Annotated in this window: 14 protein-coding genes; 9 read left to right on the top strand and 5 right to left on the bottom strand. The window is 57.2% G+C overall.

The genetic code is table 11. The features are described from left to right. Positions 1–9: 9 nt before the first annotated feature. Together pyk and ABUK12_RS05535 are read right to left on the bottom strand one after the other, a co-directional pair. Positions 10–1452 carry a pyruvate kinase gene (pyk, locus tag ABUK12_RS05540; RefSeq protein WP_410015338.1) on the bottom strand — a complete coding sequence of 481 codons (1443 nt, stop codon included), beginning with the start codon at positions 1450–1452 and terminating at the stop codon, positions 10–12. Between the two features lie 187 nt (positions 1453–1639). After that, positions 1640–2509, bottom strand: a complete 870-nt coding sequence (locus ABUK12_RS05535; RefSeq protein WP_410015337.1) for a MurR/RpiR family transcriptional regulator — start codon at positions 2507–2509, stop codon at positions 1640–1642. Positions 2510–2836: 327 nt separating this feature from the next. Between ABUK12_RS05535 and zwf the strand changes: the two genes are divergently transcribed. Beyond that, positions 2837–4312 carry a glucose-6-phosphate dehydrogenase gene (zwf, locus tag ABUK12_RS05530; RefSeq protein ID WP_410015336.1) on the top strand — a complete coding sequence of 492 codons (1476 nt, stop codon included), beginning with the start codon at positions 2837–2839 and terminating at the stop codon, positions 4310–4312. A gap of 115 nt (positions 4313–4427) precedes the next feature. After that, positions 4428–5069, top strand: coding sequence for a bifunctional 4-hydroxy-2-oxoglutarate aldolase/2-dehydro-3-deoxy-phosphogluconate aldolase (locus ABUK12_RS05525; RefSeq protein ID WP_410015335.1), 642 nt, complete (start codon positions 4428–4430; stop codon positions 5067–5069). 86 nt (positions 5070–5155) lie between these two features. On the opposite strand, the gene purT is transcribed toward ABUK12_RS05525, so the two are convergent. Further along, positions 5156–6334 (bottom strand): formate-dependent phosphoribosylglycinamide formyltransferase, encoded by a 1179-nt coding sequence (purT, locus tag ABUK12_RS05520; RefSeq protein ID WP_410015334.1) that lies wholly within the window; start codon positions 6332–6334, stop codon positions 5156–5158. Between the two features lie 230 nt (positions 6335–6564). On the opposite strand from purT, the gene ABUK12_RS05515 reads away from it, so the two are divergent. The 3 genes from ABUK12_RS05515 to ABUK12_RS05505 all read left to right on the top strand — a co-directional run bounded on the left by ABUK12_RS05515 (position 6565) and on the right by ABUK12_RS05505 (position 10246). Beyond that, entirely contained in the window at positions 6565–7278 is a 714-nt protein-coding gene (locus tag ABUK12_RS05515) for a YebF family protein (protein WP_410015333.1), read from the top strand. Between the two features lie 156 nt (positions 7279–7434). Next, positions 7435–8091: a tellurite resistance TerB family protein gene (locus tag ABUK12_RS05510; protein ID WP_410015332.1), complete on the top strand. Its 657-nt coding sequence runs from the start codon at positions 7435–7437 to the stop codon at positions 8089–8091. A 97-nt stretch (positions 8092–8188) separates the two neighbouring features. After that, on the top strand, positions 8189–10246 hold the full coding sequence (locus ABUK12_RS05505; RefSeq protein ID WP_410015331.1) for a S9 family peptidase: 2058 nt from the start codon (positions 8189–8191) through the stop codon (positions 10244–10246). 36 nt (positions 10247–10282) lie between these two features. On the opposite strand, the gene exoX is transcribed toward ABUK12_RS05505, so the two are convergent. Beyond that, the gene (gene exoX, locus ABUK12_RS05500) at positions 10283–10966 is read right to left on the bottom strand and encodes an exodeoxyribonuclease X (protein WP_410015330.1); all 684 of its coding nucleotides are present in this window, start codon (positions 10964–10966) and stop codon (positions 10283–10285) included. Between the two features lie 420 nt (positions 10967–11386). Next, the gene (locus ABUK12_RS05495) at positions 11387–11614 is read right to left on the bottom strand and encodes a DNA polymerase III subunit theta (RefSeq protein WP_410015329.1); all 228 of its coding nucleotides are present in this window, start codon (positions 11612–11614) and stop codon (positions 11387–11389) included. A 367-nt stretch (positions 11615–11981) separates the two neighbouring features. Here ABUK12_RS05495 and ftnA point away from each other — a divergent pair, with 367 nt between their 5' ends. From ftnA to ABUK12_RS05475, 4 genes are all read left to right on the top strand, one after another. Continuing rightward, the gene (gene ftnA / locus ABUK12_RS05490) at positions 11982–12497 is read left to right on the top strand and encodes a non-heme ferritin (RefSeq protein ID WP_410015328.1); all 516 of its coding nucleotides are present in this window, start codon (positions 11982–11984) and stop codon (positions 12495–12497) included. A gap of 197 nt (positions 12498–12694) precedes the next feature. Further along, positions 12695–13075, top strand: coding sequence for a CopC domain-containing protein YobA (gene yobA, locus ABUK12_RS05485; RefSeq protein WP_410015327.1), 381 nt, complete (start codon positions 12695–12697; stop codon positions 13073–13075). Next, positions 13076–13960 carry a copper homeostasis membrane protein CopD gene (gene copD, locus ABUK12_RS05480; protein ID WP_410015326.1) on the top strand — a complete coding sequence of 295 codons (885 nt, stop codon included), beginning with the start codon at positions 13076–13078 and terminating at the stop codon, positions 13958–13960. 48 nt (positions 13961–14008) lie between these two features. After that, entirely contained in the window at positions 14009–14356 is a 348-nt protein-coding gene (locus ABUK12_RS05475; protein WP_410015325.1) for a YebY family protein, read from the top strand. Positions 14357–14754 lie beyond the last annotated feature (398 nt).

Here is a 14754-nt window from a genome sequence, read left to right as displayed (position 1 = left end):
CGGCTGGTATTACTCCACCAGCAGGATGCGGCTGGTATTGGTGGTGCCCACCATGCTCATCACATCACCCTGGGTGATGATGACCAGATCGCCCGACATCAGGAAGCCTTTATCCCGCAGCAGGTTGGCGGCATGGGTGGCCGCGGCCACGCCGTCGCCGTCGCTGTCAAAATATACCGGCGTGACGCCGCGATAGAGCGCGGTAAGATTGAGCGTATGCTCGTGCCGGGACAGGGCAAAAATAGGCAGGCCTGAGCTGATGCGCGACATCATCAGGGGCGTGCGGCCGGATTCGGTCATGGTGATAATGGCGCTGACCCCCTTGAGATGATTGGCCGCGTACATGCTGGACATGGCAATCGCTTCTTCAATATTATCAAACTGCACGTCCAGGCGATGTTTGGACACATTGATACTGGGGATTTTTTCGGCGCCCAGGCACACCCGCGCCATGGCCGCCACCGTTTCCGCCGGATACTGCCCGGCCGCGGTTTCGGCGGAGAGCATTACCGCATCGGTGCCGTCCAGCACCGCGTTGGCCACGTCCATCACTTCGGCGCGGGTCGGCATCGGGTTGGTGATCATCGATTCCATCATCTGGGTGGCGGTAATCACCGCGCGATTGAGCTTGCGGGCGCGCCGGATCAATTTTTTCTGGATGCCGACCAGTTCCGGATCGCCGATTTCCACCCCCAGATCACCGCGTGCCACCATCACCACGTCGGAGGCGAGGATAATATCATCCATGGCCTCGTCGCTTGCCACCGCCTCGGCGCGCTCTACCTTGGAGACGATCTTGGCATTGCAGCCGGCGTCGCGGGCCAGGCGGCGCGCATAGTTCAAATCCTCGCCGGTGCGCGGGAAGGAGACCGCCAGGTAATCCACGCCGATTTTAGCGGCGGTGATGATGTCGGCCTTGTCTTTTTCGGTCAGTGCCGGCGCCGAGAGGCCGCCGCCCATTTTATTGATGCCCTTGTTATTGGACAACGGACCGCCGACGGTCACCTCGGTAAAGACCTTCATGCCCTGGACTTCACGCACCTTTAGCTGTACGCGGCCATCGTCGAGCAGCAGGACATCGCCGGGCACCACGTCACCGGGCAGGCCTTTATAATCGATGCCTACGCTTTCCCGATCGCCTTCGCCGATGCCCAAGTTGGCATCAAGGAGAAACTTATCGCCCACGCTCAGGAACACCTTGCCTTCCCTGAACGTCGATACGCGAATCTTAGGCCCCTGCAAATCGCCGAGTATGGCCACGTGTCGTCCCAGCTTGGCGGCGATTTCACGTACTTTGTTGGCCCGATTGAAATGATCTTCCGCCGTACCGTGGGAAAAATTAAGGCGAACCACATTGGCGCCGGCGGCAATAATTTTTTCCAGATTATTGTCGCGGTCAGTGGCTGGCCCCAGGGTGGTTACAATCTTGGTTCTTCTGAGCCGTCTGGACATGGATAACTCCGTTGACTTGGGCATTATTGGTGTAGCGAAAACATCGAAACCGGCGGTACTATCAGGCAGCGGTTGGATATCGCCGCCCGTTGCCGCCAGTCCGGCTGTGTTGAGACGTTCCCCATCTTTGAACCGGCCCGGTGTAGCCTGGGCTGCCATGAGGGGTTATTGTTCATATCTTACGATATTAATCAAATTTATACGCTGCTGAATCGGCTTTATCAAAGCGCGATTCCCGTAAAGCTTCCTTGACCCGCTTCAAGTTATCCCTGAATTTCGCACCCCGGCGCAAGGTAAACCCGGTGGCCAGGACATCTATCAGGGTTAATTGGGCAATACGCGATATCATGGGCATAAAGACATCGGTATCCTCCGGCACATCAAGGGCCAGGGTTAGCGTGGCTTCATGGGCCAGGGGCGAGTATTCGGAGGTGATGGCGATAACGGTAGCGTCATTCTCCCGCGCCAGCCGCGCCAGGTCCACCAGCATTTTTGTCCGGCCGGTATGGGATATCAGCACCACGACATCGCCTTCGCTGGAATTCATGCAGCTCATGCGCTGCATGACGATATCCTCGGAATACACGATGGGAATATTAAAGCGGAAAAATTTATTCATGGCGTCATGGGCGACCGCCGCGGACGCGCCCAGGCCAAAGAAGGAAATCTTTTTCGCCTGGGTCAGCAAATCCACCGCCCGGTTGACGGCGCTGATGTCCAGACGGGTTTTGACCTGTTCCAGGCTGGCCATGGTGGATTCAAAAATTTTTACAGTATAGGAATCGACCCCGTCGTTCTCATCGACATTACGGTTTACATAAGGTGTACCATTAGCCAGACTCTGGGCGAGATGTAATTTAAAATCAGGATAGCCTTTGGTATCCAGGCGGCGGCAAAAACGATTGACGGTAGGCTCGCTGACGTCGGCCATCCTGGCCAGTATGGCAATGCTGGAATGGATGGCGGTCTGGGGCGAGGCCAGGATCACGTCCGCCACTTTACGCTCGGATTTACTCAGCAATTCCATATGGCTGTTAATTTTTTCCAGCATGTTCATAAGTTAATAGCTCATGGGTTTAACCGATTTCACACAAAGGAGAAATCATTACCGATTTGATGAAATATACTACGACGCGCGGTGCAAAGGCAGTTAATCTGACCGGCACGGCAGGTTTTTTGCCAGACTATGAGCTGTGTCTAACTTTCAGAAGTGTAATGTATTGACAAAACTGTTAATAAATTACATTTTCATGGCGGACATGGTGTGATTAATGGTGAAAAAAAGCGTTTACACGCGGTTTTTTTGGCATTCTTTTGGCCGGCATCAAAATAAAACCATTTAAAATGTAATAAAATTACAAACATCCTGTACGAGGAGAGGAACATGGCGGTAACATCCATAGCCCAGGCATGCGATCTGGTGATTTTCGGCACCAAAGGCGATCTGGCACGGCGCAAACTGCTGCCCTCGCTATATCAGCTGGAGAAAGCCGGCTCCATTCATCCGGAGACGCGCATTATCGGCGTTGGCCGTGCTGACTGGGACGTGAAAGCCTATACCAAGGTGGTACGCGAAGCGTTGGAAACCTTCATGAAGGAAACCATCGACGAGAAGCTCTGGAAAACGCTCAGCGGCCGCCTGGATTTCTGTAACCTTGACGTTAACGAGACCAAGCACTTCAACCGGCTGGGTGAAAAACTCGACCAGCAGGCCCGGGTGACCATTAACTATTTTGCCATGCCGCCCAATACCTTTGGCGCCATCTGCCAGGGCCTGGGCCAGGCCGGCCTGAATAAAGAGCCGAGCCGGGTGGTGATGGAAAAACCGCTGGGTACCGATCTGGCCTCTTCGCGCGTGATTAACGATCAGGTGGCGGAATATTTCAAAGAGTGCCAGGTTTACCGCATCGACCATTATCTCGGTAAAGAAACGGTGCTCAACCTGCTGGCGCTGCGGTTTGCCAATTCCCTGTTCGCCAGCAATTGGGACAACCGGACTATCGACCATGTCCAGATCACCGTGGCGGAAGAAGTGGGCATCGAGGGTCGCTGGGGCTATTTCGATAAAGCCGGCCAGATGCGCGACATGATCCAAAGCCATCTGCTGCAGATCCTGACCATGATCGCCATGTCGCCGCCATCCGATCTGACCACCGATCGCATCCGCGACGAAAAAGTGAAGGTATTGCGTTCCCTGCGGCCTATCGATCACACCAATGTGCGCGATACCACGGTGCGCGGCCAGTATACCGCAGGGTTTGTACAGGGCAAGAAAGTGCCGGGCTACCTGGAGGAGGAGGGCGCCAACAAGGCCAGCCATACCGAGACCTTTGTGTCTATCCGGGTGGATATCGACAACTGGCGCTGGGCGGGCGTGCCGTTCTATTTGCGCACCGGCAAGCGTTTGCCGACCAAATGTTCCGAAGTGGTGGTGTATTTCAAGAACCCGGCGCTGAATCTGTTCCGCGACTCCTACCAGGAATTGCCGCAGAACAAGCTGACCATCCGCCTGCAACCGGACGAGGGCATGGATATCCAAATCCTCAATAAGGTGCCGGGGCTGGATCATAAGCATCGCCTGCAAACCACCAAGCTGGATTTGAGTTTCAGTGAAACCTTTAACCAGGAACATCTGGCGGATGCCTACGAACGGCTGCTGCTGGAAACCATGCGCGGCATCCAGGCGCTGTTTGTGCGCCGCGACGAAGTGGAAGAGGCCTGGACCTGGGTGGATTCCATTATGGAAGCCTGGGCGTCCGACAATGACGCGCCCAAGCCTTACCAGGCGGGCACCTGGGGGCCGGTGGCCTCGGTAGCCATGATTACCCGGGACGGCCGTTCCTGGAACGAGTTTGAATAACACCGCATTCCCCACCGGTGCCGGGTTGATCCCGCGCCGGTAATTTTTAGCCCGGTGTTTTGGCGTGCCACGCCTTAAACACGCGGTGATGATGTTCATACGGAGACAGCAAGTCATGAAGCATTGGAAAACAAGCGCGGAAACTATCCTGACCTCAGGCCCGGTAGTACCCGTTATCGTTATCAATAAGCTGGAACACGCGGTTCCTTTAGCCAAAGCGCTGGTCGCCGGCGGTGTGCGCGTACTGGAAGTCACGTTGCGCACCCCCTGCGCGATGGACGCCATCCGCGCCATCGCCAAAGAAGTGCCCGAGGCCATCGTCGGCGCGGGCACCGTGACCAATGTCGAGCAGTTGGCGGAAGTGACCGCTGCCGGCGCGCAGTTCGCCATCAGCCCTGGCCTGACCGAACCCTTGCTGAAAGCGGCCGTCGCGGGCACCATTCCGCTGATCCCGGGTATCGCCACTGTTTCCGAACTGATGCTCGGTATGGATTACGGCCTGCGCGAGTTCAAATTTTTCCCGGCCGAGGCCAACGGCGGCGTCAAGGCGCTGCAAGCGATTGCCGGTCCGTTCTCGCAGGTGCGTTTCTGCCCCACCGGCGGCATTTCACCGAAGAACTACCGTGATTACCTGGCGCTGAAAAGCGTGCTGTGTATCGGCGGTTCCTGGCTGGTGCCTAACGATGCGCTGGAAGCGGGCGATTATGCGCGCATCACCGAACTGGCTAAAGAAGCGGTGGCCGGCGCCAAGCTTTAAGCCGGCGCGCATCCGCTCCCGCCATTCAGGCAGGTAATAAGGGCTCCTTCGCAAGAGGAGCTTTTTTTTGGTTCAGGCCTGGCGCATCAGCCGCTGACCTTGACCGCCGCGGCACAGGCTTTGGCATCCTTTACCGCCTCTTCCACCGTCTGCGCCATGGCCAGGGCCACGCCAAGACGGCGCTTGCCGCCGATTTCCGGCTTGCCGAACAGCCTGATCTGCGTTTGCGCTTTCAGCGCCTGCTCCAGGCCGCTGAAACGCACATCGCTGCTGGTCAGCTCCGGCAGGATAACCGCCGACGCCGCCGGGCCGTACTGGCGGATCGCGCCGACGGGCAGGCCGAGGAAGGCGCGCACATGCAGGGCGAATTCGGACAGATCCTGGGAGATAAGGGTCACCATGCCGGTATCATGCGGACGCGGCGACACTTCGCTGAATATCACCTCGTCGCCGCGCACAAACAGCTCAACGCCGAACAATCCGCGGCCGCCCAGGGCGGTCACGACCTGTTGTGCGATATCCCGCGCCCGTTGCAACGCCACCGCGCTCATGTGCTGCGGCTGCCAGGATTCCCGGTAATCGCCGTCCTCCTGGCGATGACCGATGGGATCGCAGAAATGGATACCATCGACGGCGCTGACGGTAAGCAGGGTAATTTCAAAATCAAAGGGGACCAGGCCCTCGACAATCACCTTGCCGCCGCCGGCGCGGCCGCCCTGCTGCGCATAGTTCCAGGCCGCGTCCAGGCCGGCGGCCGCGCGTACCAGGCTCTGGCCTTTACCCGACGAACTCATCACCGGTTTGATAATCAAAGGATATCCGATTGCCGATACCGCCTGGTCCAGCCCGGCGCGGTCGGCGGCAAAACGGTAGGCGGAAGTGGGCAGGCCCAGCGTTTCCGCCGCCAGGCGGCGGATGCCCTCGCGGTTCATGGTCAGGCGCGTGGCCTGCGCGCAGGGCACCACATGATGGCCCTCATGTTCAAGGGCTACCAGCATGTCGGTGGCGATGGCTTCGATTTCCGGCACGATAAAATCGGGCCGTTCCAGTTCAATCACCGCCCTGAGCGCATCGCCGTCCAGCATATTGATGACGTGCGCGCGATGGGCGACATGCATCGCCGGGGCGTTCGCATAACGATCGACGGCAATCACCTCGACGCCAAGCCGTTGACACTCAATCGCCACCTCTTTGCCCAGTTCACCGCTGCCCAGCAGCATGACCCGCGTGGCGCCGGGACGTAACGCCGTGCCTATGATTAACATCCGCTTTCCCCTGACCTGATAAAAATTGCGCGCAGTATAAACGAAAACGATTGCGCGTGCAGCAGCGTTGGTACGATGAGGGGAGAGCAGGACGTGGGAATCGGCCTGGACGCCGCCAAAAACGCCCGGCTTTTGTTATAGTTCGTATAATTCCCGTTCTCAACGTAATTTTAACCGGCTATTATCATTCAATACCTTGAGAACGGATAATCAGAACAAGTGGAGGTTTTATGCATAAAACGGGAATCGGCCTGTTAGGCGTCATCGTCATCGGCATGTTGCTGCCGTCACTCGCGGCCGCGGAAGATCAAACACCGCAGGCGGCTGGGCAGGCCGCCGCCTCGCAAACGTCCACGGAAGGCGCGTCCACCACTCAGCAGCCCGCCGGACAGACGCAGAATACCCAACCGGGCACCGCCGCCCCGGCGCCGGCGAATAACGCCGCTCCGGCACAGACACCGCCGGCTAATGACGCCGCGCCGGCCCCGGCAACGCCGCCGGCCGCCGCCCCGGTTAAAAAACAGCCGGAGGAGCCCCCGGCCGCCGATAAACCGGCGCCGGCTAAAAAGGCCCCGGCGGAGAAGGCCAAGGCGGAAGCCGCGCCGGCCGCCGCCGATAATAAAACGCCGGCGGCGAAGGAACCGGCCAAAAAAAGCCAGCCCGGGAAAACCTATAAGGTTGCGGCCTGTCCCGATCTCAACGCCCCCCAGGTGGCGGAACTGATTAAACAGGACTACACCCAGAATCGCTTTCCCCACACCGACGACGATAAAAAGGCCCTGGGCGGCGACACCATTGTCGCGCAGGTCAACCCCGAGGATATCACCGGCAACGGCGACAACTGGCAGGCGCCGCTGAAAATTCGCGGGCAAACCGCCGATCGCGCCTATGCTGTGAACCTTGATTGTGAAAAAGGTGAAATAAGTTATTCCCTCCAGCAATAACACTCCCTGCCGGACGCGCGGCGTGAAATGCGCGTCCGGACATCGGCGGCCCCGCTATCTTTGCAAACCCTTTTAACAACTTGACACAAAATCCGCTAGGTTAGGACATGTGGCGCCGGGCACCGTCCGGCATACACCACCTAAAGGGGAACGGCAATGAATCAGTGGCTGCAGAAAATCCAGACCCTGGTCCAGCAAAAGGGCGGGCCGGGGGATCAGGGCGGCAACCTGGCGGGCCTGCTGGCGCCCGGAGCGCTTGGCGGGCTGGCCGGCCTGCTGGTGGCCAATAAATCGTCACGCAAGATGATGGGCGCGGTGGGCAAGAACGCCCTGTTTATCGGCGGCGGCGCCGCGATAGGCGCGGTGCTGTGGGACCAATATAAAAAACGCGTGCGCGAAACCCATCAGCACGATGCGCAGTTTACCCAGCCTCCTACTCCCATCGACCGTCGCACGCAGCGGCTGGTGACGGCCCTGGTCTTTGCCGCCAAGGCCGACGGCCACATCGACGACCATGAGCAACGGGCCATTCGGGACAACCTGCAGCAGTTGGGACTGGGCGAGGATGTGGAGCATCTGGTCCAGGACGCCATCGCCCAGCCGCTGGACCCGGCGCGCCTGGCGCAGGATATTCACGGCGAGGACGAGGCCCTGGAGATCTATTACCTCAGCTGCGCGGTGGTCGACGTCGATCATTTTATGGAAAGAAGCTATATGGATGCGCTGGCGCTGGCGCTGAAAATTCCTGATGACGTAAAAACCGGCCTCGAACAACAGCTTAAAGCCCAGATAACCGCCGTCCCGCCACGCTGACCCCCCGTTGCCGGCGCAGGCGATAAAATCGGCTGCGCTTGGCAACCCGGCATATTCGTGCCACTCTGTTTCTTATGAGAAATAAGGAAGGGTGCGTATGAGATTTCCCCCAATAGCTGAAAAAAGACCGCATAACCTGACCGTGCATGGTGAGACACGCGTCGATGATTATTACTGGCTGCGCGACGACAAACGTGAAGACCCCGCCGTGCTGGACTACCTGGCCCAAGAGAATACCTATGGCGAAGCCATGATGGAGGGCCATGAGGAGCTGCGCCACAGCTTATTTACCGAAATGGTGGAGCGCATACCGCCGCAGGATCGCTCGGTACCCTACGTCCGGCGCGGTTATCGTTACCAAAGCCGCTATGAGCAAGGCAATGAGTACGCCATCTATACCCGCCAGCGCGCCGATCTGCCCGAAACGGCCGAATGGGAGATCCTGCTTGACGGCAACAAGCGCGCGGCGCAAAGCGAGTTCTATACCATGGGGGCGCTTGAGATCAGTCCGGATAACGCCATCATGGCGGCGGCGGAGGATTTTCTGTCACGGCGCCTGTACGGCATTCGTTTCAAGAACCTGGCCCGCGATTCGTGGTATCCGGAAGTGCTCGAGGATGCCTCGTCGGGTTTTGAATGGACCAGCGATTCACAAATCCTCTACTACGTGCGCAAGCATAAAAAAACGCTGCTGCCCTACCAGGTCTACCGTCACCGGGTCGGCACCTCGCCGGCGCAGGATGAGCTGGTGTATGAGGAAAAAGACGACACATTTTATGTCAGCGTGCATAAAACCACGTCGGAACGTTATATTATTATTGCGCTGGGCAGCACCACGTCGGGCGAGATCCTGCTGCTGGACGCCGACGATCCCCAGGCCAGCCCGCAGGTATTCCTGACCCGCCGCCATGACCATGAGTATTCGCTGGATCACTTCCAGGGCCATTTTTACGTCCGCTCCAACCGCGAAGGCAAGAATTTTGCCCTTTACCGCTGCGAAACGGGCGATGAGAAATTGTGGCAAACGGTGATCCCGGCCAGGGACGATGTGGTATTGGAAAACTTTACCTTATTCAGCGATTGGCTGGTGGTGGAGGAACGTCACCAGGGCCTGACCAGCCTGCGGCAGATCCATTGGCAGACCGGGGAGGAGAAGGGCATCGCCTTTGACGACCCCACCTATGTTACCTGGCTGGCCTACAATCCCGATCCGCACAGCGCGTGGCTGCGCTATGGTTATTCCTCCATGACCACGCCGACCACGCTGTTTGAGCTGAATATGGATACCGGGGAGCGCAGGCTGCTGAAACAGTCGCAGGTGAAAAATTTTGACGCCGAGCACTACCGCAGCGAGCGGCTATGGGTTCCCGCCCGCGACGGCGTCGAGGTGCCGGTGTCGCTGGTCTATCGCAAGGATCTGTTCCAGCGCGGGCAAAATCCGCTGCTGGTCTACGGCTATGGTTCCTACGGCAGCAGCATGGATCCCGATTTCAGCGCCAGCCGGCTGAGCCTGCTTGACCGCGGATTCGTCTTCGCCCTGGCGCATATCCGCGGCGGCGGTGAATTAGGCCAGCAGTGGTATGAAGACGGCAAGCTCTTCAACAAGCTCAATACCTTTAACGACTTTATCGACGTCAGCCGGCATCTGCTGGCTAACGGCTATGGGGACGAAAAACAAGCCTTTGCCATGGGCGGCAGCGCCGGTGGCCTGCTGATGGGCGCGGTGATCAATATGGCGCCGGATTTGTTTAAAGGCGTGGTGGCCCAGGTGCCCTTCGTGGATGTCGTGACCACCATGCTTGATGACAGCATACCGCTGACCACCGGAGAATATGACGAGTGGGGCAATCCGCAGGAAAAAGACTACTACGACTATATCAAGCGCTACAGTCCCTATGATCGGGTCAGCGCCCAGCCTTACCCGCATCTGCTGGTCACCACCGGTTTACATGACTCCCAGGTGCAGTATTGGGAGCCGGCGAAATGGGTGGCGAAGCTCCGGGCGATGAAGACTAACGATAATCTGCTGCTGCTGTGTACCGACATGGACTCCGGACACGGCGGCAAATCCGGGCGTTTCAAGGGCTACGAAGGTATTGCCATGGAGTATACCTTTATCCTGTCCCTGACGGACAAGGCGCCGCCGGCGGCATAATACGGCGGCGAAAGCCTCTCAGGCGGCGCATTTCATTTATTGATGCGCTGCGTCTGAGGACTGCTTCAGGTAATGGTTAATGCTGTAACGCATATCCGCCGACAGGTCCTTGAGGTTGTTGAGCATCCATTTCAAATAGCCGGGGTCCTCGCGCGCGATCCGTTCCATCGGCTGGCCCCGGTATTTGCCGAATTTTAACGTCGTAAGCAGGGTGGTTTCATTGCTTAAGGCCGCCATTTGCTCGGCGCTCCAGCCGGAATCCCCGATGATTTTCACCAGCAGGGCCGCGGTGACGTAACAATCATACAGGGCGCGATGGGGATAGAGACCCTCCGGCACGGCGACCTCGAGACCCAGCGCATAGCGCAGGTACTGGTTGCTGTATTTCAAACCCGGGTAGAGCTTGCGCGCAAGCTTGACCGTGCAGATCCATTGACCATGCATTTCCGGCAACATGCGCCGGTCGAATGCGGCGTTATGCGCCACGTAATACGGGCTGCCGTGATAGCGGCCAATCACCTTGGCGATACGCGGCTTATCCTCGACCATGGCCTCGGTGATATGGTGGATGGCCATGGCCTCGTAGCCGATGGGCCGGTCGGGGTTGACCAGATCGCTCATGGCATTGCATAACCGGCCGTCAACGACGTCCACCGAGGCGACTTCCACGACGCCGCCGTCCAGTCCGCAGGTTTCGGTATCGATAACACGAAAAGACATGACGTTACCTGTCCAAGGCTAAATAAAAAAGCCATTATGCCCTGAATAGCGCCGACAAAAAACCCGCATCAGATGCGGGTTTAATATGGGTTAGCCTTACACGATATCAGGCTGGGTCTTTCTGTTACGCTTGTCGGCGCGTTTTTCTTCCGGCGATTTCAGCGGTTTCTTTTTGGTGTCTTTCTTACGATCCATTCCCTTACTCATATTTACCTCTCTGTAAAAGAACCGGAAATGTAGAAATGATTAACTGCCTGTTGGCACTGATAATCAAGTCATTTTGTGCTATTTTGCCGCACGGCGGACAGCGCCGCGCGGGCCGGCAAGCCATGCACCGCGGGCGCGGCGCCTGCTTGCCTTCCGGCCGTTGGTTCAGGCACGTGCCGGGGCATTGCCAGTCCAGTATAGGCCATTGGCGGATTATTTTCGTGGCTCATATGGCAAACGGGAAAAATTCAGCGACGCCTGGCGATAAAAGGCCACCCGCTCGCGAAAATAAGCGCGCAAAGGCTCCGGCTGTTCCCGTTCCACATGCTCGGCGACCACCGGCATATTGTACCGCTCCTTGAACGCCACGCCGGACGCGGCCAGATCGACATTGATCTTGTCCATCGCCTCGCTGCCCAGTGTGGCCAGATTATATTGCATACCGCCTCCTGCCGCTTGTAAGGTCAATGCTGCTAAAAATAGGGTACTGCGCGGCAAAACGCAAGGGTCGGCGGGACAGCGATACAAATAATAATCGTTTGTATTAACAGCCGACGCAATAATATGGCTATCATTGTCCGAAATAATGGCCTGGGTTATTCATAATACAAATAAGAATACCTATCACTACCATTAATAAATAATAATTTTATAGAAAAAATCTCATTATGAAAATAAATAACCATATGAATTTAATACATAAAAAATATTAAATTACTCATTGGTTAAATTATAGTGTAATTTTTGTTAGCATTTGGGCATAATGTTTATATTCGTATTGGCGTAATCATCATAAGGAAGCCTGCCCATGCTAAAACAAGAAATGGCAATAAAGCTTAACGAGCAACTCAATCTGGAATTTTTTTCCGCCAATCTTTACCTGCAAATGAGCGCCTGGTGCAGTGATAAGGGCTACGAAGGCGCATCGGCCTTTCTCAAGACCCAATCTCTGGAAGAGATGGACCATATGCGCCGCCTGTTCGACTATCTCAACGATACCGGCACCATGCCGGTGCTGGGCGCAATCGAGGCGCCGCCAACCGGTTTTACCTCATTGGCCGAGCTTTTTAAGCGCACCTATGAACATGAGCAGATGATCACGGTGAAAATCAACGAACTGGTCCATGCGGCGATGATCTCCCAGGACTATTCGACGTTTAATTTCCTGCAGTGGTACGTCTCCGAACAGCACGAAGAAGAAAAATTGTTTAAATCCATCCTCGACAAGCTGGCGCTGGTGGATACCAATAACAGCGGACTGTTCTTTATCGATCAGGATTTGAAAAAAATGAACGGTGGCGACAATACGGCCGCGCCGATGTAAATCCCCGCGCGGACAGTGGTTTGCTCGACTTCAGCCCCGGCTGCCGTTATCATCAGTTTGCGTCCAGGCAAACCGGTAGCAGCGCCGGGTTTTTTGTTTCCCAAGAATAAACGAATAACCGGCAATGCTCCCGCGGTGGACCGCCAAGCGTCGGTTTAACCGACAGGATACCCGTTCAGTCTTAGGAAACGACATCGATGTCAAGCCAACCTTTTACCGCGCCCCTGTTGACGCTGTTAGTCACTGCCCTGACTTTGTTGGGATCGCAACAGGCCCAGGCGCATGCGCACCTGAAAACGCAATATCCGGCGGCCAACGCCACCATGACCGCCGCGCCGCAGGCATTAACGCTCACCTTCAGCGAGGGCATCGAGCCTGGCTTCAGCGGCCTGACCCTAACCGGCCCCGGCAACGCCGTCATCCCCACCGGCGCCATCAAGGTCGACCCCGCCAACCCTAAGCAGGTCATCGTGCCCATTGAAAAGCCCCTGGCCGCCGGCGAGTATCAAGTGCAATGGCATGTGGTATCGGTGGACAGTCATAAAACCCAAGGCAATTATCACTTCAGCGTTAAATAGATGCTAAGCCTGGCGGAGTGCTATTCCGCCTGCCGCTATCTCCATATCGCGGCGGTGATGCAGGCGTTCGGTACCGCCCTGTTTTGCGAGTACCTGGCGCCGCCCGCGCTGCGCGCCGGCCTGCGCGCATCCCTGGGCGCGCCCTTGCGCGTTCTGGCCTGGGTCGCCCTGGCGTCGGCGGTCGTCCTGCTGGGGCTGCAAGCCGGGCAAATGGGGGACGGCTGGACGCAAACCCTTTCCCCCGCCATCTGGGCGGCGGTGCTCGGCACCGCCTTCGGCACTGTCTGGCTGTGGCATATGGCTATCGCGCTGGCGGCGGTGTTGGCCGCGGGCCATGGGCCGATGACCGCCATCAGGCAGCGGGCATTGCTCGCCGCCATGGCCGGCCTGCTGGCAAGCCTGGCGCTGGTAGGCCACACGGCGATGAGCGAGGGACTGCGCGGCGTCATGCAGCGGCTCAATCAAATGGTGCATCTGTTTTCCGCCGCCTGGTGGCTGGGCGGGCTGCTGCCGCTGCTGTTTTGTCTGCCGCTGCTACGCGAGACGGCGCGTCCGGACGCGCTGCGCGCGCTGATTCGTTTTTCGCGCAGCGGACATGCTGCGGTGGCGCTGGTCATTTTCACCGGTATCGTCAATACCGCGCTGGTTCTGGGCCATTGGCCGCTCGATGGGTCGGCGCCGTACCAGCGGCTGCTGCTGATAAAAATAGCCGTGGTGGCGGTGATGGTGATCCTGGCGGTAATCAATCGTTATGCCGTGGTTCCCGCCATGGCGCGCCACCATCCCGCGGCTATTCGTATCTTGACCTTGCTGACGCTTGCGGAGATGATTCTTGGTAATCTGGTACTGATTTTGGTGAGTATTTTCGCCACGCTTGAACCCTGATCACATCCTGGCGCCGCCCAGGCGTCAGGTCCAATAGTAGGATAAAACATGAAAACCCGGAGTATCGCGTTATTGCTGTTAGCCTTTACCGCCCAGGCGGTCAGCGCGGCGCAAATTATCACCGTCAGCAAGTTTCAGTTCGGCAAGCAATGGGCCTTTACCAAAGAAGAGGTGCAATTGCTCTGCCGCCCGGACGGCTCGCTGTTTGCTCTGAATATGAGCACCCTGATGCAGTATCCCCTCAATGAACCGGCCACCCGTGCCATGGCCAGCGGCCAGGTCAACGCGACGCCCATTGATGCCATCCTGCTGGACGACCCTGCTAATCCGGGGCACAAGATGAGCATCGCGCCGTTTGTCGAGCGTGCCGGCCAATTGTGCAACGCACCGGGCTGAGATGCCGGGATAGGACCCTCTTGCCGGCTGCGGGGCAGGGATATGTATAGTGAGCTTATAGTTTAATATGTTAATAATTATAAGTGTGCTTGATATCACAAAGTTATCATTTGGTGAAACAATAGCGCCGGTAATGCGAGGCCGGCGATGGAAAAATCCCTGTGCGTCTCTATACTCATCAAGTGTAAGGCTAAACAGCTTACATTAATGCCAACTTTTAGCGCACGGCTCTCTCCCAAGAGCCATTTCCCTAGACCGAATATAGGAATCGTATTCGGTCTTTTTTTATAAGGGTAGGGTAATCATCCACTTACCTAATAAATCAGTCACTTAATCCCATCCTGTTCTACCGTATTCTACCCACTATGACGCCCTGTAGACACTTTGTAGTCATTCAA

The organism is Sodalis sp. C49 (assembly GCF_046352915.1).
GTDB lineage: Bacteria > Pseudomonadota > Gammaproteobacteria > Enterobacterales > Enterobacteriaceae > Acerihabitans.
Note: the sequence above shows the minus strand (reverse complement) of the source record. Positions and strands in the feature narration are given on the sequence as shown.

What these genes read in the sequence shown, in the direction of transcription:
- ABUK12_RS05535 (WP_410015337.1), bottom strand. Translation starts at nt 2,509, where the DNA reads ATGAACATGCTGGAAAAAATTAACAGCCATATGGAATTGCTGAGTAAA.
- exoX (WP_410015330.1), bottom strand. Translation starts at nt 10,966, where the DNA reads ATGTCTTTTCGTGTTATCGATACCGAAACCTGCGGACTGGACGGCGGC.
- ftnA (WP_410015328.1), top strand. Translation starts at nt 11,982, where the DNA reads ATGCTAAAACAAGAAATGGCAATAAAGCTTAACGAGCAACTCAATCTG.
- pyk (WP_410015338.1), bottom strand. Translation starts at nt 1,452, where the DNA reads ATGTCCAGACGGCTCAGAAGAACCAAGATTGTAACCACCCTGGGGCCA.
- ABUK12_RS05495 (WP_410015329.1), bottom strand. Translation starts at nt 11,614, where the DNA reads ATGCAATATAATCTGGCCACACTGGGCAGCGAGGCGATGGACAAGATC.
- purT (WP_410015334.1), bottom strand. Translation starts at nt 6,334, where the DNA reads ATGTTAATCATAGGCACGGCGTTACGTCCCGGCGCCACGCGGGTCATG.
- ABUK12_RS05475 (WP_410015325.1), top strand. Translation starts at nt 14,009, where the DNA reads ATGAAAACCCGGAGTATCGCGTTATTGCTGTTAGCCTTTACCGCCCAG.
- copD (WP_410015326.1), top strand. Translation starts at nt 13,076, where the DNA reads ATGCTAAGCCTGGCGGAGTGCTATTCCGCCTGCCGCTATCTCCATATC.
- ABUK12_RS05505 (WP_410015331.1), top strand. Translation starts at nt 8,189, where the DNA reads ATGAGATTTCCCCCAATAGCTGAAAAAAGACCGCATAACCTGACCGTG.
- ABUK12_RS05525 (WP_410015335.1), top strand. Translation starts at nt 4,428, where the DNA reads ATGAAGCATTGGAAAACAAGCGCGGAAACTATCCTGACCTCAGGCCCG.
- zwf (WP_410015336.1), top strand. Translation starts at nt 2,837, where the DNA reads ATGGCGGTAACATCCATAGCCCAGGCATGCGATCTGGTGATTTTCGGC.
- yobA (WP_410015327.1), top strand. Translation starts at nt 12,695, where the DNA reads ATGTCAAGCCAACCTTTTACCGCGCCCCTGTTGACGCTGTTAGTCACT.
- ABUK12_RS05515 (WP_410015333.1), top strand. Translation starts at nt 6,565, where the DNA reads ATGCATAAAACGGGAATCGGCCTGTTAGGCGTCATCGTCATCGGCATG.
- ABUK12_RS05510 (WP_410015332.1), top strand. Translation starts at nt 7,435, where the DNA reads ATGAATCAGTGGCTGCAGAAAATCCAGACCCTGGTCCAGCAAAAGGGC.